The sequence below is a fragment of the Hydrocarboniphaga effusa AP103 genome, from assembly GCF_000271305.1.
In the GTDB taxonomy this organism is placed as follows: domain Bacteria; phylum Pseudomonadota; class Gammaproteobacteria; order Nevskiales; family Nevskiaceae; genus Hydrocarboniphaga; species Hydrocarboniphaga effusa.
Genome location: NZ_AKGD01000001.1, coordinates 2,339,769 through 2,362,221, shown reverse-complemented (window position 1 = coordinate 2,362,221; position 22,453 = coordinate 2,339,769). Strand labels below are relative to the sequence as shown.

Below are 22,453 nucleotides of genomic sequence, written 5' to 3'. Positions count from 1 at the left end.
AAGGAGTGCGAGATGACGACCGACTTCGGCGGCATCAATCCGGAAGAGCTCGAAGCCCTCGACGAGAACATCAGCACGCCCTCGTCGCGGCGCCGGAAGAACCAGCTCAGCGACGACCCGCAGTGGTATCGCGATGCGGTGATCTACCAGCTGCACGTGAAATCGTTCTTCGACGGCAACGGTGACGGCATCGGCGATTTTCGCGGCCTGATCAGCAAGCTCGACTACATCGCCGAGCTCGGCGTCGACACGATCTGGCTGCTGCCGTTCTATCCGAGCCCGCGCCGCGACGACGGCTACGACATCGCCGAATACAAGGGCGTGCATCCCGACTACGGAACGATGGGCGATGCCAAGCGCTTCATCGCCGAGGCGCATGCGCGCGGCCTGCGCGTGATCACCGAGCTCGTCATCAACCACACGAGCGACCAGCATCCGTGGTTCCAGCGCGCGCGGCGCGCCAAGCCCGGCTCGGCGCATCGCAATTTCTACGTGTGGTCCGACACCGACCAGCGTTACACCGAAACGCGCATCATCTTCTGCGACACCGAGAAGTCGAACTGGACCTGGGATCCGGTCGCGAACGCCTATTTCTGGCATCGCTTCTACTCGCACCAGCCCGACCTCAATTTCGACAACCCCGAAGTGCTCAAGGCGGTGCTGCGCGTGATGCGGCACTGGCTCGACATCGGCGTCGACGGCCTGCGTCTCGACGCGGTTCCGTACCTGATCGAGCGCGACGGAACCAGCAACGAAAACCTGCCCGAGACCCACGCGATCCTCAAGACCATCCGCAAGGTCATCGACGACGAGTATCCGAACAAGATGCTGCTCGCCGAGGCCAACATGTGGCCCGAAGACGTGCAGGCCTACTTCGGCGGCGTTCCGGATGCGGGCAGCGCAATCAGCCGTGGCGACGAATGCCACATGGCCTTCCACTTTCCGCTGATGCCGCGCATGTACATGGCGATCGCGCAGGAGGACCGCTTCCCGATCGTCGACATCATGCGGCAGACGCCGGACATTCCCGAAGGCTGCCAATGGGCGATCTTCCTGCGCAACCACGATGAGCTCACGCTCGAAATGGTCACCGACAAGGAGCGCGACTATCTCTGGGAGACCTACGCCACCGAGCGCCGCGCACGCCTGAACCTCGGCATCCGGCGCCGGCTCGCACCGCTGCTCGAACGCGATCCGCGCCGTATCCAGCTCATGAATTCGCTGCTGCTGTCGATGCCCGGCACGCCGGTCATCTACTACGGTGACGAGATCGGCATGGGCGACAACATCCATCTCGGCGATCGCGACGGCGTGCGCACGCCGATGCAGTGGACGCCCGACCGCAACGGCGGATTCTCGAAGGCCGACCCCGAACGCCTGGTGCTGCCGGCGCTGCAGGGCACGCTCTACGGCTACGAGGCGATCAACGTCGAATCGCAGTCGCGCGATCCGCATTCGCTGCTCAACTGGATGCGGCGCATGCTCACCATCCGCCGCCGCCACCAGGCTTTCGGACGCGGCGCGATTCGCTTCCTGCGTCCGGCCAATCGTAAGATTCTCGCGTACGTGCGCTGCTACGAGAACGAGACCCTGCTCTGCGTGACCAACCTGTCGCGCACCGCGCAGGCGGTGGAACTCGACTTGTCGCCGTGGGCCGGCCTGACGCCGGTCGAGCTGCTCGGCGACACCGCGTTTCCGCCGATCGGGCAGCTCACGTATCTGCTCACGCTGCCGCCTTACGGCTTCTTCTGGTTCTCGCTCAACGGTGCCGAGCAATTGCAGCTGACCAGCCAGCGTCCGCCCGAGCAGCTGCCCGAGTTCATCACGCTGGTGCTGCGCAACGGCCCGATGGACGTGCTCAACGAACCGCTGCGCAGCACCGTCGAGCAGGAGATTCTTCCGGCCTACATGCCGCTGCGCCGCTGGTTCGCATCCAAGGATCGCAAGATCGCCAAGACCCGGATCGCGTACGCGGCGCGGCTGTTCGATTCCAACGTCGCATTCGCCGAAGCCGACGTGCACTACAGCGATGGCGAATCCGAGCGCTACCAGCTGCCCGTCGGTATCGCCTGGGACGAGGCGACCTTGCCGGCCTTGCCGCAGCAGCTCGCACTCGCACGCGTGCGCCAGGGTCGTCGCGTCGGCTACCTGACCGATGGCTTCGCGCTCGAATCGCTCGCGCGCGCCACGCTCAAGGGGCTGCGCGATTCCGCGACCGTCGACAGCCCGCAGGGCCGCATCGAGTTTCGACCGAGTGCGCGCCTCCAGGCGCTCGAGATCGCCGACGACGCAGCCGTGAACTGGCTGTCGGCCGAGCAATCGAACAGCTCGCTGACGATCGCCGACGCCGCGGTCGTCAAGCTCGTGCGCCGCGTGGTGCCGGGCATTCATCCCGAAGCCGAAGTGACGCGCCATCTGACCGAGTGCGGCTATGCGAATACCGCCCCGCTGCTCGGCGACGTCGTGCGCATCGACGAGAACGGCATCGAGCACACGCTGCTGATCGCCCAGGGCTATCTCTACAACGAGGGCGATGCCTGGCGCTGGGTAACCGATTTCCTCAAGCGCTCGATCGATCGCTTCTCGGTCGGCGAGGACGACCCGCAGCAACTCGAATCGGTGCTCGCGGAATACGCTGCATTCACCGCCAACATCGGCCAGCGGCTCGCCGAGCTGCATGCGACGCTGTCGCTGCCGTCGGCGAACGAGGCCTTCAATCCGGATAGCGCGTCGCCGGCCGACCTGCAGCATTGGGCCGACGAAACCGCGCAGCAGCTCAACGAGGCCTTCGACATCCTGCAATCGCGTCGCGAGTGGCCCGACGAGGCCACGGCCGACATCGCGCGCCGCCTGCTGAGCGAGCGCGAGGCCCTGCTCGCCGCAATTCGCGACAGCGCCAAGACGCGCGGAGCCGCGCTGTGCACGCGCGTGCATGGCGATTTCCATCTCGGCCAGATCCTGGTCTCGCGCGGCGATTGCTACCTGATCGACTTCGAAGGCGAACCCAAGCGCCCGCTCGACGAGCGTCGTCGCAAGACCTCGCCGATGCGCGATGTCGCCGGCCTGCTGCGCTCGCTCGATTACGCGGTCGCCTCGGTGGCCGGCACCGAGAAGCGCACCGACGCCTCGCGCGCGCGCGCCGAGGACCTGTTGCGCAGGCTCGCGCGCATCGGCGAGGAAAGCTTCATCGGCAAGTACCGCGAAACCGCGGCGCTCGCACCGCAGCCGTGGACGACCGAGCAGAACGAGTCCGCGCTGCTCGATCTATTCCTGGTCCACAAGGCCTCGTACGAAGTCGGCTACGAAGCCGCGAATCGTCCGGCCTGGATCGGCCTGCCGGTGCGCGGCCTGGCCCGTATCGCCGCGCGCCTGCTGCCCAATGCGGCCGCCATCATCGGCGAAGCGGCCGGCAACGAAGCGGAGTCCCACTCATGAAGCTCGCACACGAAGAAGTGAGCGCCTTCGGCGGTCCGCCGCTGCCCGATGCGGGCGCGCTCGATGCCCTGATCCGCGGCGCGCACGGCGATCCGTTCGCCTTGCTCGGCCCGCGCCGCAGCGGCAACGCCACCGCGGTCTACACGCTGCAGCCCGGCGCCGAGGCCGTGCAGCTGGTCTCGCGCGACAGCGGCGAATTGCTGTGCGAACTGCGCAAGCGCCATCCGGCCGGCTTCTTCAGCGGCGACTATCCGGGACACGAGCCGTACCGGCTGCGCATCGTCTGGCCCGGCGGCGCCGAGCAGATCACCGACGACGCCTACGCCTTCGGCCCGCTGCTCTCCGATCGCGATCTCGAGCAGCTGGCCGACGGCGTGCATCCGCATTACGGCGACACGCTCGGCGCGCACGTGATGAGCATCGACGGCATCGCCGGTACGCGCTTCACGGTGTGGGCGCCGAATGCGCAGCGCGTGTCGGTGATCGGCGATTTCAACAGCTGGGACGGGCGCCGGCATCCGATGCGCCTGCGGCATCGCGCCGGCGTCTGGGAGCTGTTCATCCCGGGCGTCGAAGCCGGCATGCTCTACAAGTTCGAGCTGCTGTCGCGCTGGGGCGAGCGCATCGAAAAGGCCGATCCGGTCGCACGCGCGACCGAAGTCGCGCCGTCGACCGCATCGGTGGTCGCCGATCCGCGGCCGCTGCACTGGACCGACGAGGCCTGGATGCGCCGTCGCGCCGAACGCCAGGCCGCCGACGCGCCGATCTCGGTCTACGAAATGCACACCGGATCGTGGCTGCGCATCATGGAAGAAGCCGGCCGCTCGCCGAGCTGGGACGAGCTCGCCGATCGGCTCGTGCCTTACGTCGCGGGCCTGGGCTTCACGCATATCGAGCTGATGCCGATCATGGAGCATCCGTTCTACGGCTCCTGGGGCTATCAGCCGCTCGGGCTCTATGCACCCACCGCGCGTCACGGCCGGCCCGAGGATTTCGCGCGCTTCGTCGATCGCTGCCACGCGGCGAACATCGGCGTGATCCTCGATTGGGTGCCCGCGCATTTTCCGACCGACGCGCATGGCCTAGCGCGCTTCGACGGCACCGCCTGCTACGAGCACGAGAATCCGTTCGAAGGCTTCCACAAGGACTGGAACACCTACATCTACAACCTCGGTCGCAACGAGGTGCGCAACTTTTTGCTCGGCAGCGCGATCGAGTGGGTCGAGCGTTATCACATCGATGCGCTGCGCGTCGATGCGGTGGCGTCGATGCTGTATCGCGACTATTCGCGCGACCACGGCGAATGGGTGCCGAACCAGTACGGCGGCCGCGAAAACCTCGAGTCGATCGCCTTTTTGCGCGAGATGAACCAGCTGATCCACGAGCGCTGCCCGGGCGCGATCACCATCGCCGAGGAATCGACGGCCTGGCCGCAGGTTTCGGGCAAGGTCGAAGACGGCGGCCTGGGCTTCCACTTCAAGTGGAACATGGGCTGGATGCACGACACCCTGCACTACCTGCAGACCGATCCGATCTACCGGCGCTGGGATCACGATGCGATGACCTTCGGTTTGGTCTATGCGTTCTCCGAGCGCTTCATGCTGCCGCTGTCGCACGACGAAGTCGTCTACGGCAAGGGCTCGCTGATCAACAAGATGCCCGGCGACGCCTGGCAGCAGTTCGCCAACCTGCGCGCGTATTTCGGTTTCATGTGGGCGCATCCGGGCAAGAAGCTGCTGTTCATGGGCGGCGAGATCGCCCAGCGCCGCGAATGGAACCACGACGGCTCGATCGAGTGGGACCTGCTCGACGATCCGCGGCATCGCGGAATGCAGAAGCTCGTGCGCGATCTCAACGCGCTGTATGCCGCGCGCCCGGCGCTGCACAGGCTCGATGCGAATCCCGACGGCTTTTCGTGGGTCATCACCGACGATCGCGACAATGGCGTGTTCGCGTTCCTGCGCTGGCCCGGCGATGGCGGCGCGCCGGTGCTCGTCGTCAGCAATTTCACGCCGGTGCGCCGCAACGGCTACCGCATCGGCGTGCCGTTTGCGGGCTGGTGGAGCGAGCTGCTCAATACCGATGCGGCCGACTATGCGGGCTCGAACGCGGGCAACGGCGGCGGCGCGCAGACCGACTCCCAATGGGCGAACGGGCATGCGCAGTCCCTGCAACTGAGCTTGCCTGCGCTGTCGACGCTTTGGTTGTCGCCGTAGCGCTCAGCTCACTGCGGGCTTGCGCAGGAAGGCCTCGATCTCGTCGATGCGCAGCTGCGCATCGCGATAGCCGATCTGCACGAGCTCGCTCGTGAACGCCGAATCGAACAGCAGATAGCTCATCAGGTCGGCGCTCTGCGCGTCCGGCGCGCCGAGCCCGTCCATGACGTAGCGAATGCTCGGCGGCATGCGATGCGCATGCGTCTTGGCCACCACGGCGAGGTCTTCCGATGGAGTGATGCAAAGCGGTTCGATCACCCGCATCGGCTCCGACACTGCCACCGTCACGGACTTGCGGGCTGCGGCCTGATAGGCCGATACGAGCTCGTTCATGCGCTCGAGATGATCGAGGTCGGCGTCGAGGTGATCGAGAAAGATCGCGTTGAGAAAGACGCCGCAAATCTGCGACAGCGGTGGCCTGCGCAGGTGGGTGCCCTCGCCGGGTGAGAGCTCGGCGCGCAGCAGATCGCCGGCGACGGCCGCCGAGCGAATGCCGATGGCGAACAGCTTGTCGGCGCCGAGCCGTATCGCCGGGCTCAACGGGGCCGTCAACCGCATCGCGCCATCACCAAACCACGCCCTGGCTCCCGAGGCGGCGAGCGTGACCGGCGGGAACACCAGCGGAATCGCGGCCGAAGCACAGACATGATCGACCGTGAGCCGGGCTTCGAGCGCGACGCGCCGGCTCTTCTGCCACAGCGCATGGCCGGGCCGGCCTTGTATGAAGGTGAAGGCGCGCCCCGAGTGATAGCCGGTCGCGGTGATCGCGAGCGCATGCAGATGGCCGCGATCGATCGCGGTGGCGACGCCATCCAGCGGCAGCGAGCGGGCGAGGAAACGGCGCAGCGGGGCCGCATCGAGCAGCGCCTGCGTGCGGCCCGCACCGAGCACGCCGCCGAGCGCGAGATCGGTGCCCATGCGGGCCACCGTGGTCGCCAATGACCGCGTGTCCACCCGCACGACCTCGCTCATGCGCAAGGTCGTCCACAGCTTGGCAAGACGGTCGGTGGCGGCGCCCAGGTTGCTGCCGAAAGCGGCCATCGCCGCTCCGTTGATCGCCCCTGCCGAGGCCCCCGCGATGATCGGGAACGGCGACGGCTTGAGGCGCAGCGCCGGAATCTCGCCGATGCGCTTGAGCACGCCCGCCTGATAGGCCCCGCGCGCGCCTCCGGCCGTCAGCACGAGCCCGGTCATGCCGGCCGGATGCGCCTCTGCCCCCACTTTAAGTGCCATGTCGCGTTTCCCCGTCGCTTTCGATTGCGCCTCGCTTGCGGTGCAGAATCGATGCCACGCGGGACGGCCGAGGCCAGGGTCGCTTCCCTTTTAATCTTCCCCCGGCCCTGCCGATAATGCGTTCGCGGCGTGTCTAGGGAGTGTCCATGCCGGAAGAGCCCTCACCATTGGAACAGCAGCTCAAGGCGGGCCCGGCCGGGCAGATCCTCGTGCATCTCGCGACCCCGGTCTGGCTGGTGGATCTCGATCCGGTGCGAGTGGTGTGGGGCAATCGGGCCGCGGCCGAGTTGCTGCGCCAGCCCAGCGTCGAGGCACTTTGCGATTACGATTTCGGTCCGTTCGAGGCGGGCGACGTCGCGCGGCTGCACCATTTGCGACGCCAGCTCGACCTTGGCGAGACCCCGACCGAAAGCTGGGTTACCCACGTTCATGGCGCGCGCATCGCCCTGCAGTGTCACTTCGCACCGTATCGGCTCGCGGACGGCACCCTGCTGATCCTCGTCGAAGCGCACGAGTCGGCCGGGCCGGTGATCCTGCTCGAAGACCTGCGCTCGATCGAAAGCTTCCGCCACTCGTCGCCGCTCACGCTGATGGTGTCGATGGACGGCGACGTCGCGCTTGCCAATCCAGCCGCCATCGAGGCCCTGCCGATGCTGCGGCGTTCGGGCGCCCGCTGGCAGGATCTGTTCGAGGACGCCGAGGCCGGCCTCGGCCTGCTCGAAGAAGCCGCCGCGCATGGCGGCATGCGCAGCGAATTCAGCCTGCACACCGATAACGGCGACTACTGGTACATGGCCGACCTGCGGCTCGCGCGCGATCCGAGCGACGGCGAACACTGCCTGGTGGTCACGCTGTCCGACCTGTCCGAACGCCAGCAGCTCGAACAGCGCGTGCGCGAAAGCGAATCGAGCATCCGCCAGGCGATGGAGCTCGCGCCGGTTCCGCTGCTGATCCTGTCTTCGTTCGGCAAGAGCCCGCTGTACGCCAACGCGGCCGCCCTGCGGCTGTTCGCCACCGACGCCAGGCAGCTGCCGGACGACTCGCGCAAGCTCATCCAGCTCAACGGCGCGGTCATGCGCGACATCTTCGACACCCTGCGCAACGGCCAGACCTACGGCCCGCGCGACGCCCGCCTGTTCGTCGCCGAGGGCCGCCAGCTCACGCTGCGCATCACCGCACAGACGCTGACCTACGACGGCGAACTCGCGATGATCCTGAGCCTGGTCGATGTCGACGAGCTGCGCCAGGCAGAAGCCCGGCTCAACGGAGCGCTCGAGCGCGAGCGTGACCTGAACCGGCTGCAGAAACAGCTGGTCTCGGTGGTCTCGCACGAACTGCGGACGCCGCTGGCGGTGATGGATTCGAGCGTACAGCGCGTCCTGCGCCATCATCAGGACTGGCCCGCCGATGAGACCTCCGAACGCCTGCGCCAGCTGCGCCAGAAGATCGAGCGACTCTCCACGCTCGCCGAGCGCCTGCTCGATTCGGCCCGTCTCGACGAGGGCAAGGTGGCCTTCCAGCCGCAGCCGTTCAACCTCGTGCAGCTCATCGACAAGGTCATCGAGCAGCAGGCCGAGCTCGCTCCGCTCAACCAGATCCAGTTCTCCTTCGATGGATTGCCTGCCGAGATCAATGCCGATCCGCAGCTGATCGAGCAGGTGCTGACCAACCTCGTCGGCAACGCCGTGAAGTATTCGCCGGGCGGCACGCCGGTCTGCGTGCAGGCGCATCGCGGCGGCGACTACGCCGTCATCGAAGTGAGCGACCGCGGCCTCGGCATTCCGCTGCACGAGCAGCCGCAGGTGTTCGAACGCTTCTTTCGCGCCAGCACCACGCTCGACATCCGCGGCACCGGCCTGGGCCTCTACATCACGCGACAGCTCGTCGAACTGCATGGCGGCCGCATCGAACTGCACAGTGAAGCGGGCGTCGGCACGACCATGACGGTTTATCTGCCGCTTTGATGCCGGGAGACGGGAGACGGGAGACGGGAGACGGGAGACGGGAGACGGGAGACGGGAGACGGGAGACGGGAGACGGGAGACGGGAGACGGGAGACGGGAGACGGGAGACGGGAGACGGGAGACGGGAGACGGGAGACGGGAGACGGGAGACGGGAGACGGGAGACGGGAGACGGAGACGGGAGACGGGAGACGGGAGACGGGAGACGGGAGACGGGAGACGGGAGACGGGAGACGGGAGACGGGAGACGGGAGACGGGAGACGGGAGACGGGAGACGGGAGACGGGAGACGGGAGACGGGAGACGGGAGACGGGAGACGCAAAAGGAAAAACCTTCCCGATGTCCCACGCAAGCGATTTCGCTGCAGCTGCCCCGCTTCTACGTCTCCCGTCTCCCGTTCCCCGTCTCCCGGCCTTTCAGCATCTCCTCGAACTGATCGAGCGACAGCGAACGCGTGAACAGGTACCCCTGGCCATGCAGGCAGCCCAGGCGCGACAGCTTGTCGCGCTGCGATTCGGTCTCCACGCCTTCGGCCACCACCATGAGACCGAGCGCCGAGCCGAGCGCGATGACGCTGCTGACGATGGCCTGATCGACCGAGGATACATCCACGCTCTGCACGAACAGCCGGTCGATCTTGATGCTGTCCACCGGGAAAGTGCGCAGATACGTCAGCGAGGCATGGCCGGTTCCGAAGTCGTCGATCGCCACGTGCACGCCCAGATCGCGCAGCGAACGCATCACCTGCGCGGCGTCGCTGAGGTCCTGGATGATCGCGGTTTCGGTGATCTCGATCTCCAGCGCCTGCGGCGGAATGCCGTGGCGGTCGAGCGCGGTGGTGACCGCATGCACGAGCCCGTTCTTGAGATCGGAGCCCGAGACGTTCACCGCCACGACGATCTCGCGATGGCCGCGATCGCGCAGTGTGCGCAGGCCGGCGAGCGCCCGATCGAGCACCCACGGCGTGAGCGTGCCGATCAGGCCCAGGCGTTCGATCACCGGAATGAACAGCCCGGGCGAAATGATGCCGAGCGTCGGGCTGTGCCAGCGCACCAGCGCCTCGGCGCCGATGATGCGGCGGTCGCGCAACTGCAGCTTGGGCTCGTACTGCAGGAACAATTCGCCCTGCGCGATCGCCTGCGGCAGCATCTCCTCGACATGGCGCAACAGGCGCATGCGTTCGGTGGCCTTGGGCGTGAGCACCACGACCTCGTCGGCGCCCTCGCGCCGGGCCAGATGCAGTGCGACCAGGGTTTCGTCGAGGAAGGCGCCGACCGAAACTTCGGGCACCGGCTCGTAGGGGGCGAGCAGGATCGTCGTGCGCAGGCGCACCGGCGCGCCGTCGATCCGCGTCTGCTGGTCGCGCAGCGCATCGAGCCCGCGCAGGAGCTTTTCGCGATTCGGACGGCGCGGGATCACCAGCGCATACAGATACGGAGACAGATCGAACACGCGCGTATCGAGCGCCGCATCGATCCGGCGAAGGCTCGCGAGAAACGAATGCAGGCTGCGCTGCTGATGCTCGGCACCACGCGCCGCGTCGAGATACTGCAGCTCGGTCGGACGCAACAGCAGCAGGTCGACCGGCTCGCGCGCCTCCTGCAGCGCCGCGAGCAAAGCCGGCCGCCCCGACAGGCTCGACATCAGCGATTGGCTCAGCAGCTTTTCGATCTGCTGCTGCGCGGCGGCGAGCTCGGTCTGCACGCGGCTGCGCGCACGCGCCACCGATTGCAGGCGCGACCGCAGCAGGCTCAGCAGCAGATCGAAATCGACCGGCTTCACGAGATAGTCGTCGGCGCCGAATTCGCGGCCCTTTATCAGGTCGCTCTTCTGTCCGTGCGCGGTCAGGAACACGAACGGCACCTGCGCAGAAGGCAGCTCGGAAGCACGCAGCCGCTTGAGCAGTTCGAGGCCGTTGATGTCGGGCATGGTGACATCGCAGAGCACCAGGTCGGGCTGCTGCGTCTGCAGCAGCTCGAGCGCCTGGCGCCCATCCGGCGCTTCGTACACCACGTAGCCCGCGTCCTGCAGTTCCTCGACCAGGTCGCGCCGCAACGACGGCTCGTCCTCTACGCAAAGTATGCTCGCCGCGCTCATCAGGCTCCCTCCTTCTCCGCCGTACCGGTGGCGCCGTTCAACGGCAGGACCACTCGCACTTCCGTTCCCGCTCCGAGCTTGGATTCGATTTCCAGCTTGCCGTCGTACATCTCCGCAAACACGCGCGCGAGGCGCAATCCGGCCCCGCTCGTATCGCCCTTGTGCTCGAGCGGCCTGAGCAATGCGCGGGACACCATTTCCTCCGACATTCCGGGCCCGCGATCGCTCACCGAGATCGTCAGCCTGCGACCGGCGGCCTCGGCGCGGATGCGCACTTCGGTCCCAGCGGCCGAATGCCGCAGCGCATTGTCGACGAGCACCGACACGATCACGCGTAGCATCGCCTGATCGCAGCGCACCGAGGTGCCGATCACGGCGGGATCGAGCCGCAGATCGCGTGTCCGATCGACGTGCTGGCGCAGCAGCCGATGGCGCACACCCTGCAGCAGTTCGTCGAGATTGCATTCGGGCATTTCGCTGGAGTTGCGCTGCTGCTCGAAGCTCATGAACACGCTGGCGCTGTCGATGACTTCGGACAATCGGCGAACCGCGGTGCGCAACTCTTCGGAGCGCTCGGCGATCGACTCCGCGGACATGCGGTCGGCACGCCGCGCGAGCGATTGCGCGGTGCTGTCGATGATCGACAGCGGATTGCGGAATTCGTGGCTGATCGCGCTGATGAAACGGCGTTGCGATGCGGTCAGGCGCTGCTCTTCCATGAGCGCCAATTCGAGCCGGTGCTGTGCCTGCACGAGCGCCTCGTTGGTCTCGGCAAGCTGCTCGCCGACACGCACGATCTGCTCGCCCATGCGATCGAGATCGCGTATGTCGAAGCGCAGATGGCCGGCTTGCAGGCGCTGTCCACGCCCGATCGCGATGAGCGCCTGCGAGATGCGCGACAGCGCACCGCCGAGCTCGCGTCCGAGCGCGCGGGCGCGGCGGCCGAGCCAGGTGGTGAACACCACGAATACCACGATCGTGGCGAGCACCATGCCGAAGCCCGCCACGATCAGGCGGTGATTGAGCCGGGCGGCCTGTTCGACAATGGTGTCTTCGGAGGCCAGCAGCAACAGCGTCCAGTCCGCGCCCTCGATCGGCGCCCAGGTCGAGTGCAACAATTCGCCGCCGAGCCGCAGATTGTCGAGCCGCCCGCTGCCGCCCGAGGCCATCGCCGCCGCGAGGCCCCGCGTATCGGCGCGCTGATGAATGTTGAGCTGCTCGGGGCGGTCCGCATCGCCATCGCGCGGGTCGACGTGTTCGAGCACGTCGGCTTCGCCAAAGCCCCAGGCCTGCTCGCCCGCGCGCGGCATCGCCAGCACCGTGCCGTCGCGGTTCAGCAGCACGCCGTAGGCATTCCAGGGCAGATGCAGATCGAGCACCTGCTGCACCAGCGCATCGACCGCGATGTCGATGCCGACGACGCCGATCAGCGTGTTGCCTCGATACAAGGGCGCCACCGACGACATCATCCAGCGATCGGTGGCCGGGTCGACGTGGATCGCGGTCCAGACGGCCCTGTGCGATGGATTGCGCTCGGCGTCGGCTGCCAGGTAATACGGGCTCCGGGTCAGATCGGCCTTCGGCGAGAACGACTGCACGCTCTCGCTGTACGGAAAAATGCGCGTGTAGGAGTCGCGCGTGGTCAGATACAGCTTGGCGATCAGCGGATCGGTCTGCTTGATCGAGCGCATGAGCGGATCGAGCTGCGAGCTGCGCTTGACCGTTTCGAGCTGCTCGGCCGACAGCGGCGTGGTGCTCGCGTAGAACGCGGCGGCCGCTCCATCGGCGTCGGACGATTGCGTCGCGTAGCCGCGCTCGGGCGAGAACGCATAGCGCTGCATTTCGCCCGCGGCGGGCTCGTAGGGCTGCGCGAGCGCGCGCGTAGCCTGCTCGGCGAACAGGCTCGCGAGTTCGCTGATCGAAGCCAGACGGCTGTCGATGGCGAGCGCTTCGCGCTGGGCCATGCGCGCGAAATCGTCTTCCGCGGCCGGGCGGATCACGCCGATGTTGGTGCGATAGGTGATCAGCGTGCCGATCCAGTACGTGGCGAGAAACCCGATCTCGATCGCCAGGATCGGGAACAGCGCCGAACGCAGGTAGGCTCGCCACAGCCAGCGGGCCAGCGGCACCGGCTTGAACCCGGGCGCCTCGGGGCCCGTATCGTCCTGCCGGGGTTTTTCGCTCCTGCGTGCTTCCATCCTGGACGTCAGCCGGTGAGCCTGATCCGGGATCGTACGCGCGGCCCGCAGGCGCGAACAGGGGCACAACCACCCCCGGGGAACGCGGCGCCGCTAGGGTTCGCGGCAGCGCGGCGCTGGTGCTTCGGCCTGAGAACCGGGCATCGCGGCAAGCAAGGCTTCGCGATTGTGTCGGGCACGCAGATGCTGCGGGTCTGCGGCCAGCGCGCGATCGTAGGCTTGGATGGCCGCTTGCCGGCAGCCTTCGAGCTGCAATGCGTAACCGAGGTTGTTCCATGGCCGCGCCTTGTCCGGCGAGGCCAGCGCGGTCACGCGCCAGAGCGCGATCTCGCTGCAGTAGTCGCGATTACGCAGATGCGTGAGCACCGCCAGCGAGCCGCAGAGCGCGAACATCGCAAGCGTCGTCATTGCGCCATTGCGGCCCCGCTCAGCCAGCCAGCCGCGCGCCGCGCATTCGAGTCCGACGATCAGCCAGAGTCCGATGCCGGCGAAGTACAGCTGGCGGTCGTTGACGAGATCGTTGCGCGGCAGCAGCGAATTGGTCGGCAGCAGTTGCAGCACGAACCAGCCGGCGCCGAACGCGAGCCACGGCCGCGTGCGCCGCAGCGCGAACGCCGCGAGCAGCAGGGCGAGCATCGTCACCAGCTGCATCGCCAGGCGAAGGCTCCAGCGATGCACTTCGATCAGCGGCGGATCGAGGTTCGGAGCGCGCAGCAGCAAGGCGAGCTTGAGCAGGTCGAACACGGCTGCGATCTGCGACAGCAGGTTGTCCGCGATCGAACGCGCGCCGAGGCTGCCGAGCAGAAAGTCTTCGTAGTTGGAGCGTGGCAACAGCCACAGCGCGAGCCCGATCGGCAGCAGCCAGAACGGCAGCGCGCGCCAGCGCGAGGCCTCGCTGCGGCCGAGCCCGAAGCGCGCGAGCAGCCACAGCGTCGGCGCGAGCGTCACCGCGGGTTCCTTGACCGCGAGCGCGGCGAGGTAGGCGAGCAGCGCAAGCGTCAACGACCAGAAGTCCGAGCGCAGCCGATCGGCCGCGAGCGCGAGCAGCAGCAACAGGCTCATGAGCGAAACCGAGCGCGCGCTGATGTAGCTCACCGCTTCGGTATTGGCCGGATGCAGGGCGAAGATCAAGGCGCTCAGCAAGGCCGCGCGCGCCTGCGCGCGCTCGTCGCATTGCGGCAGCCAGCGCCGCGCGGCGAACTCGGCGAAGCCGCGTACAAGCAAGGCGTTGGCGAGATGGATCAGCACATTGGTGCCGTGAAAGCCGGCCGCGCCGAAACCGATCGTGTGATCGAGCCAATAGCTGAGCTTGAGCAGCGGCCGCAATCCGTGGCCGAGATCGGCCCACCAGGCCGCCAGGCTGTGCACCGGCCCGGCATCGACGATGACGGTGTAATCGTCGAACTGGAACGGCCCGCCCAGCGCATTGGCGTACGCGAGCAGCACCGCGCAGGCGATCAGCAGCGCATCGCGGCGCGGCTTCGTTGCGAGTTCAAGCAGCGGCTTCATGCACTTCGCGCGCAGCGCGCAGGCCCGAGTGCAGCGCGCCCTGCATCCAGCGTATCCACGGGCTGGTGTGATCTCCCGCGAAATGCACGCGGCCTTCGGCGCTCGCCAGGTGCGCGGCGTGGCGCGCCATCTCACCCGGCGCGAACCAGGCCGAAGCTCCGCGCGCCTGCGGCTGCGCGTCCCAGCTCCACGAGACCGCCGATTCGCACTGCGCAAGCGCGCCCGGGAACACGCGATCGAGCGCATGCAGGATCTCGTCGTGGCGCTGCGCTTCGGGCAACGCCGCGAGCCTGCGCGCCTGCGCTCCGCCGCTGTAGGTTTGCAGCAGGCCACGCTTCGCAGTCTGGAACGCACCGACGTCGTAGACCGCGCTGATGCTGCCGAGATCGGTTTGCGCCTGCCCGTTCTCGCCGTGCGCGAGCCAGTAGCGGCTGCGCATCTGGAACGTCGTGCGCAAGGCCGAGAACGAGCGCTGCGAGGCGATCGCCGCGCGCTTGCCGGCCGACCATTGCGCAGGCGTTTCGATTGCGCGCAGCAGCCAGAACGGCAGCGCGCAGACGGCCCGGTCGGCATCGACGGTTTCGCGCTGGCCGTCGCGCAGGTAGGCGACACGCACCCGCGATTCGCTGGCCTCGATGGCGATCACGCGGCAGCGGGTGCGTACGCGCTCGCCGAGTTCGCGCGCGAACGCCTGCGGCAGGCGATCGACGCCGTCGACGAAGCGGTAATGCGCGTTCGATGCGCTCTGCAGCAGGCCATCGCGCAGCACGCACAAGGCCGACACGCCGGCGATGCCCTCGCCCCACAGACCGCCCCAGCCGGCCGTGAGCAGTTCGGCCGCGGCCTTCGAGGCGCCGGCCTCGATCAAGGCCTCGGGCAAGGACAGCGCATCGAGCGCCGCATGCGTCGCGGCCGACCAGTTCGCGTCGACCGGATCGCCGATCCGCGCGAGCAGCGGCGCCTGATAGCGCGCGTACAGGCCATCGAAGCCGAGCGCGCGTTCGTCGTCACGCAGGGCGTAAGGCCAGTCGGGCTCGCTCGATGCGCTCATGCGCAGACGCCGGCCGCGCAGCAGGCGCACCGGCACGCGGGCATCGTCGGGCGCGGCGGCGAGCGCGAGGTTGAAGGCGCGCGCGTAATGCAGAACCAGGGTGTGCGCATCGGGCACGTACAAGGGGCCGACTTCGGCGTGCAAGCCGTCGGCGAACGCGCCGCGCAAGGTGCGCGCCCGGCCACCGACCTCGTCGCCGGCTTCGAGCACGCTGACGCGATGACCGGCGCGATTCAGCTCATAGGCCGCGCAGAGCCCGGCGAGCCCACCGCCGATGACGACGACGGAACCCGCGTTCGCCGTGCGCGAAACCTGCGGCAACGCGGCAAGCGGCGCAGCCGCGAGCGCACGCAGCAGACGCCGTCGCTGCATCGCGGGCATCGGCGACGGCGCGGAGGACAACGCTGCAGCGACTTACTTCTTGAGCCAGTCGAGCACCTTCTTGGCACTGTCCTGCGCCTTCTTCGCGGCGTCGTTGACCGGCGCGAGCCTGGAACGCGAGCTGCCGCTGCGGCCGTTGGAGCCCGAGCGGCCGTACATCGCCACGTAGCCGCAGCTGCCCGGCAGCGGCGAGAGTTCGCCGTTGGCGCTCTGCTGCTGCGCGAGTTGCCACTTGGCGCTGTCGAGCCAGGCTTTCTCGCTGCTCTGGGCGAGCAGCTTGGCGGTCGACAGCAGCTGGCCCTGATGATTCAGCAGCAGGGTCTTGCCGGCGACGCTGGTCGCCGCCTCGCCGTAGCGCGCCGGGGCGAGCGTCTTGTCGGCCTCCTGCGCGGCCTTGCGCGCCTGCGCGTAGTCCGACTGCCACTGCGTCTGCAGCGCCTTGAGCTGCTGCTCGGCGAGCGTCTGGTGCTGCGTCCAGCAGGCCGTGGTCTTCTGCTGCAGGCAGGTGGTCTGCTGCTCGGCGGTGCCGCCGGCCATGCAGGTCTTGGCGTCCTGGTCGAGCGAGGCGTCGAGCCTGGCGTGGGCTTCGAAACTGTGGGTCGAATGCAGCACGATGCCGTTCGGGCCGGCCATCGCCTGCGCGAGCGGCGCCGAGTTCTGCGCATAGCTCGTCGCCGCGCCCATCGCGGTGCGCACCGCGGCGGGTTCGTCGCCGGCCATGCTGATGCCGCCGCGCTGCTTCTTCATCGCGGCCTGCGACGGAGCCGACATGCGCTGCGCGAACGCGATCTTCTCGGCATCGGACATCGCTTCGAGCTTGGCGATGAATTCCGGATCGTTCAGGTCGCCACCGGCGGCCGCGCTGAGTTCGGCCTGCATGTCCGAACCGTCGCCGAAGCTCTCGGCGATGTGCTGGTTCTGCTGCGTGAGCGCCGCTTCCTTGGCGTCGAGCTCGGCCAGGTAGCTCGCGAACGCGGCGTCGCTGATCTCGACGCGACCGTTCTGGAGCCTGACCTTGGCCTGCGCCTCGGCCGCGCTCTTGGGCGGCTTGGGCAGTTGATCGAACCAGCCGACGAGCGTGGCCGGAGCGGCGAAGGCGACGGCCGGAACGAAGCAGCAGGCAGCCAGCAGGCCGCCGCGATTGATGATCCCCATGATGAATCCCCCGGTGAAAACGCCCGCATTCTAGGCGCTGCCCGGGGCCGGAGCGATAGCGTATGTCTTACGGCCAGACGTTCGCCCGCAAGCCGCTACAGCCCGCCGAGCAGCTCCGCGATCTGCCGGATCGGCAGCACGAAATCGGGCTCGACCTTCTTGAGCGCGGCCTGCGGCATGTACGCGGCCTGCGCATCGTCCGGGTCTTGCACCACGCAGACACCGCCGAGGCGGCGCACCGCAGCGAGCCCGGCGGCGCCGTCTTCGTTGCCGCCCGTGAGCACGATGCCGAGCAGCCTGCAGCCGTAGAGATCGGCCGCGGCCTCGAACAGCACGTCGATCGACGGCCGCGAGAAATGCACCATGTCGTCGCTCGACAGCGCCACCCTGACGACTCGATCGCGCCCGCGATCGACCAGCAGGTGGTAGTCCGGCGGCGCGAAGTAGATGCTGCCGGGTTCGACCGGCTCCTTGTCCTCGGCCTCGCGGATCCGGTGCCTGCAGCGATGCTCGAAGATGTCGACGAGCAGGCTCGGCCGATCGCGCGGCAGATGCAGCACCACGAACACCGAGGCGCGCAATGCCGGCGGCAAGGCCGGCAGCAGCACCGACAGCGCTTCGACGCCGCCGGCCGAGGTGCCGATGACGATCGCATCGAAACGGCCTTCCAGCCTGGGCATCAGCGTCCGTCCATCAGGCGTGTTGCGTTTCCGGTCACGTTTTTTGAAACAGGCGATGCTCGCGCACCAGATCGGTGAACGCGTCGCTGTGGTTCGAGAAGCGCAGCGATTCCTTGGCCCCGAGGCCGAGGAAACCCTTGCGGCACAGCGCCTCGCGAAACAGCCCGAGCGCGCGGTCCTGCAGCTCGCGGTTGAAATAGATCAGCACGTTGCGACACGACACCAGCTGCACCTCGGCGAACACGCTGTCGGTGGCGAGGCTGTGGTCCGAGAACACGATGTTCCGGCGCAGGCTCTTGTCGAACACCGCGCGGCCGTAAGCCGCGGTGTAGTAATCCGACAGCGAGGCGCGCGCGCCCGAGCGGCGGTGGTTCTCGGTGAAGCCGGCGATGCGATCGACCTGGTAGACACCGGCCTCCGCGCGCGCGAGCGCATTGGTGTTGATATCGGTGGCGTAGATCAGCGTGCGATCGAGCAGGCCCTCCTCGCGCAGCAGGATCGCAAACGAGTAGACCTCCTCGCCGGTGCTGCAGCCGGCCACCCAGATCTTCAGCGACGGATAGGTGCGCAGCAGCGGGATCACCGACTCGCGCAGCGCGAGGAAATACTCCGGATCGCGAAACATCTCCGACACCTGCACGGTCAGGAAGTCGAGCAGCTGCGGAAACACTTCCACGTCGTGCAGCACCTTGTCCTGCAGCTGCGACAGCGTCGCGCAGTCGAAGCGCGGCATCGCGGCGAGCAGGCGGCGCTTGAGCGAGGCGTTCGCGTACTCGCGGAAATCGTAGTGATACTTGAGGTAGATGGCGTCGATCAGGAGCTTGAGCTCGATCTCGAAGCTCCGGTCGATGGGCGGTTCCATTCGCTGCGGCCGGACTTACTTGGGCATCCAGACGCGGATCAGCGACATCAGCTTTTCGACGTCGAGCGGCTTGGCGATGTAGTCGTTGGCACCGGCGGCGAGGCATTTTTCCTGGTCGTCGCGCATCGCCTTGGCGGTCAGCGCGATGATCGGCAGCTTCTTCCATTCGGCGCGCTTGCGGATCTCGCGCATCGCGGTGAAGCCATCCATCTCCGGCATCATGATGTCCATCAGCACCAGATCGACCGCCGCATGTCCGCCCTTGCCGGCGCGCTCGAGCGCATCGAGCGCCTCGCGGCCGTTGCGCGCGATCTCCACCTTGGCGCCCTTGGGCTCGAGCAGGCTCGTCAGGGCGAACACGTTGCGCACGTCGTCCTCCACCACCAGGATAGTGCGCCCTTCGAGCGCCGACTCGCGGTCGCGCGCCACCTTGAGCAGCCGCTGCGCCTCCGCCGGCAGCTTGGACTCCACCTGGTGCAGGAACAGCGTCACCTCGTCGAGCAGGCGCTCCGGTGAACGCGCGTCCTTGATGATGATCGACTTGGAGAAGCGGCGAAGCTTCTGCTCCTCGTCGCGCGACAGCGAGCGCCCGGTGTAGACGATCACCGGCGGGAACGAGACCTCGTCCTGCTCGGCCATCTTCTGCAGCAGTTCGTAGCCCGACAGATCGGGCAGGTTCAAGTCCATCACCACGCAATCGAAAGTCGAGCTTTGCAGCTGCGCGAGCGCGGAGGCTGCGCTTTCGGCGCCGACGATCTGCACGTCGCCGGTCGCGAGCAGCTGGCGGATGCTGTCGCGCTGACGCTCGTCGTCCTCGACCACCAGCACACGACGCAGGCCCTGCATGACCTTGGCTTCGAGCCGCTGGAAGGCTTCGATGAGCTGTTCGCGCTTGACCGGCTTGAGCGCGTAGCCGATGGCGCCGCGTTCGAGCGCCTCCTGCGTGTAGTCGGCCACCGAGGCGACGTGCACCGGAATATGCCGCGTCAACGGATTGCGCTTGAGCTGGTCGAGCACGCCGAGGCCCGAGTGATCGGGCAGGTTCATGTCGAGCAGGATCGCGATCGGACGGTACTGGGTAGCGGCGGCCAGGCCATCGCCGGCGGTATGCGTCACCACGCTAGAGAAGCCCATCTCGTGCGTGAGATCGCGCAGGATCGCGGCGAAGCGCACATCGTCTTCGATGACCAGGATCACGCGCGCATCGGGAGCGAGATGGTGTCGATCGTCTTCGACCTCAGGCTTGACCAGCGCAGGCCCCGACGAATGCGAAACGCTCGTCGACAATGCCAGCGTCACCGGCTCCGGAATCATGATCGACGCGGCCGGTCCTAGCGGCGTCGCCAAGGGCATCGGCACAGCGCCATCGACGTAGACGCGCGGCAGCACGAGCGTGAACACACTGCCCTCGCCGACCGTGCTCTGCACGGTCAGGTCGCCGCCGAGCAGGCGGGCGAGATCGCGCGAGATCGACAGGCCCAGGCCGGTGCCACCGTACTTGCGATGCGTGCTGCCGTCGGCCTGCTGGAAGGCTTCGAAGATGAGGTCGAGCTGCTCGGGGGCGATGCCGATGCCGGTGTCGCGCACCGCGAAGCCGATGCCGTCGTCGATCGCGAACACGCGCAGGCGGATCTCGCCGCGCTCGGTGAACTTGAGCGCGTTCGACAGCAGGTTCTTGATGATCTGGCCGAGCCGCTGCGCATCGGTGTCGATGCGCTCGGGCGTGCCGGGCTCGATCTCCCACTTGAGCGCCAGCCCTTTCTGCCGGGCCATCGGCTCGACGCTGCGCAGCAGCGTATCGATGCTGCGCGCGACGTTGATCGACTCGGGCGTGATGTCGATCTTGCCGGCCTCGATGCGCGAGAGGTCGAGGATGTCGTTGATCAGCGTGAGCAGGTCGTTGCCGGCCGACGAAATCGTCTGCGCGAAACGCACCTGCTCGGGCGTGAGATTGCCGCTCTTGTTGTCGGCGAGCAGCTTGGCGAGGATCAGCGACGAGTTCAGCGGCGTGCGCAGCTCGTGGCTCATGTTGGCCAGGAACTGGCTCTTGTACTGATTGGCGCGTTCGAGCTCGCTGGCACGCTCGGTGAGTCCTTCCTGGGCGGCGGCCAGATCGTTGCGCTGGGCTTCGAGCTGCTGCGCCTGCTCTTCGAGCTGCGAATTGGTCTGTTCGAGTTCGGCCTGCTGGCCTTCGAGGCGCGCCTGCGATTCCTTGAGCGCGCGGCTCTGCTCTTCGAGCTCTTCGTTGCTGACGCGCAGCTCTTCCTGCTGGGCCTGCAGCTCTTCGCTCTGGCGCTGGGTTTCTTCGAGCAGCGCTTCGAGGCGCGAACGGTCCTTGGACGAGCGCACCGCGATGCCGAGGGTTTCGGAGACGCGGTCGAGCAGATCGACGTCGGCCGAGCCGAGCCGGCGGAAAAAGCCCAGCTCGATCACCGCATGCACGTTGCCGTCGACGAGCGCCGGAACCAGCAGCAGCTCGCGCGCGCTGGCCCGGCCCAGGCTCGAGGCCACGCTGAGGTAATCGGCCGGAACCTCGCGCACGTGCACGGTACGCTGGTCCTTGACGACCTGGCCGAGCAGGCCGTCGCCGCTGCGCAGCACCTCGATGTTCGAAGCCGGCAGCGCGTAGCCGGCGTAGCGCCGGAAGCTGCCGTCGTCCTGCGCGATGTAGACCGCCCCCGCCTGCGCATCGAGATACGAGGTCAGGAACTTGAGCGCGTTCTCGCCGAGTCGGTCGAGCCTGAGCTGGCCCTGCAGCGCGAGCGACAGGCCCATCTGCCCGTTGCGCAGCCAGCCGGCGATCTCGCGCGCCCGGTATTCGCGGGAGATGGTCACGCCGGCGATCGTGATCAGCACCAGCAGCAGTGCCGCGCCGCCGCCGAGCACCCCGACCGAAAAATCGATGGCCGATTGCCAGTCGGTCTGGCGCTGGCTCAGGCGGTCGCGCTCGTCGCGACCGAAGTCGGCGAGCACCGCGCGGATGCTGTCCATCGTCGCCTTGCCGCGATCGGTGGCGACGATGGCGACCGCCTCCTGCGCCTTGCCCTGGCGGCGCAGCTCGATGGTCTCGTTGAGCTCGTCCATCTTGGCATCGAACAGCTGCTCGAAACTGTCGAGCCGCTGCTGTTGCTGAGGATTGTCCGCGGACAGCTGGCGCAGCTCCTTGACGGTCGATTGCAGCGTGCCCTTGGCGCGGAGGAAGGGGTCGAGATAGGTCTCGTTGCCGGTCAGCAGGTAGCCCCGCTGGCCGGTTTCGGCATCGCGGATCGAGACGCGCAGGGTTTCGAGCCGCTGCATCACATCGAGCGTGTGCGTGAGCCGGTCGGCCGTCTCGGCGCTGCTCCGGAGCGCGCTGTACGAAAACGCCGAGGTGATGATGACCGCCGCGATCGCGGCGATGAAACCGATCAGCGTCGCGGGCGGCAGCGGAGCGCCATAGGCTTTGCGCCGGCCCGTCTTTGGGGCGGCGGAATTCTGCGTCATTGAGCGTCCTTGACTGTCAAGATCAGGCTGGAAAACCAGGCCGCGCGCTCTTTCGGACGCCTTGGCCGGCGCCTAATGTCCGGCTTTTACAGGGTCGGATCAAGCAGCCCGCACAGCCGCAGCAAGCCCTGTTGATTCAAGGATTTCAGTTTGCAATGCAAGCGATTTTCGAGCTTGCGATTTGCAGCA

12 protein-coding genes are annotated in these 22,453 nt (G+C 67.4%); 3 read left to right on the top strand and 9 right to left on the bottom strand.

Going from position 1 to position 22,453, the window contains the following annotated elements; translation table 11 throughout:
- The first annotated feature begins 12 nt into the window (after positions 1-12).
- Positions 13-3,435: a maltose alpha-D-glucosyltransferase gene (gene treS, locus WQQ_RS10405; protein ID WP_007185113.1), complete on the top strand. Its 3,423-nt coding sequence runs from the start codon at positions 13-15 to the stop codon at positions 3,433-3,435.
- Positions 3,432-5,651, top strand: coding sequence for a 1,4-alpha-glucan branching protein GlgB (gene glgB, locus WQQ_RS10400; protein WP_007185112.1), 2,220 nt, complete (start codon positions 3,432-3,434; stop codon positions 5,649-5,651). Before treS ends, glgB begins: the two co-directional genes overlap by 4 nt.
- Before the next feature lie 3 nt (positions 5,652-5,654).
- Here glgB and WQQ_RS10395 read toward each other — a convergent pair whose 3' ends face one another.
- Entirely contained in the window at positions 5,655-6,884 is a 1,230-nt protein-coding gene (locus WQQ_RS10395; RefSeq protein WP_007185111.1) for a patatin-like phospholipase family protein, read from the bottom strand.
- A 146-nt stretch (positions 6,885-7,030) separates the two neighbouring features.
- Between WQQ_RS10395 and WQQ_RS22995 the strand changes: the two genes are divergently transcribed.
- Positions 7,031-8,848, top strand: a complete 1,818-nt coding sequence (locus WQQ_RS22995; protein ID WP_007185110.1) for a sensor histidine kinase — start codon at positions 7,031-7,033, stop codon at positions 8,846-8,848.
- Positions 8,849-9,226: 378 nt separating this feature from the next.
- Here WQQ_RS22995 and WQQ_RS22990 read toward each other — a convergent pair whose 3' ends face one another.
- From WQQ_RS22990 to WQQ_RS10350, 8 genes are all read right to left on the bottom strand, one after another.
- Positions 9,227-10,945, bottom strand: a complete 1,719-nt coding sequence (locus WQQ_RS22990) for an EAL domain-containing response regulator (protein WP_007185109.1) — start codon at positions 10,943-10,945, stop codon at positions 9,227-9,229.
- Positions 10,945-13,143 carry a sensor histidine kinase gene (locus WQQ_RS10380; RefSeq protein ID WP_007185108.1) on the bottom strand — a complete coding sequence of 733 codons (2,199 nt, stop codon included), beginning with the start codon at positions 13,141-13,143 and terminating at the stop codon, positions 10,945-10,947. The genes WQQ_RS22990 and WQQ_RS10380 overlap by 1 nt, the downstream gene beginning before the upstream one ends.
- A 93-nt stretch (positions 13,144-13,236) precedes the next feature.
- Positions 13,237-14,652 (bottom strand): tetratricopeptide repeat protein, encoded by a 1,416-nt coding sequence (locus WQQ_RS10375; protein WP_007185107.1) that lies wholly within the window; start codon positions 14,650-14,652, stop codon positions 13,237-13,239.
- Entirely contained in the window at positions 14,636-16,075 is a 1,440-nt protein-coding gene (locus WQQ_RS10370; protein ID WP_007185106.1) for a flavin monoamine oxidase family protein, read from the bottom strand. The genes WQQ_RS10375 and WQQ_RS10370 overlap by 17 nt, the downstream gene beginning before the upstream one ends.
- Before the next feature lie 42 nt (positions 16,076-16,117).
- Positions 16,118-17,239: a hypothetical protein gene (locus WQQ_RS10365; protein WP_007185105.1), complete on the bottom strand. Its 1,122-nt coding sequence runs from the start codon at positions 17,237-17,239 to the stop codon at positions 16,118-16,120.
- A gap of 95 nt (positions 17,240-17,334) precedes the next feature.
- Positions 17,335-17,919 carry a chemotaxis protein CheB gene (locus WQQ_RS10360; protein ID WP_007185104.1) on the bottom strand — a complete coding sequence of 195 codons (585 nt, stop codon included), beginning with the start codon at positions 17,917-17,919 and terminating at the stop codon, positions 17,335-17,337.
- A gap of 34 nt (positions 17,920-17,953) precedes the next feature.
- On the bottom strand, positions 17,954-18,781 hold the full coding sequence (locus WQQ_RS10355; RefSeq protein WP_007185103.1) for a CheR family methyltransferase: 828 nt from the start codon (positions 18,779-18,781) through the stop codon (positions 17,954-17,956).
- 15 nt (positions 18,782-18,796) lie between these two features.
- Positions 18,797-22,264 carry a response regulator gene (locus WQQ_RS10350; protein ID WP_007185102.1) on the bottom strand — a complete coding sequence of 1,156 codons (3,468 nt, stop codon included), beginning with the start codon at positions 22,262-22,264 and terminating at the stop codon, positions 18,797-18,799.
- Between the last annotated feature and the right edge of the window lie 189 nt (positions 22,265-22,453).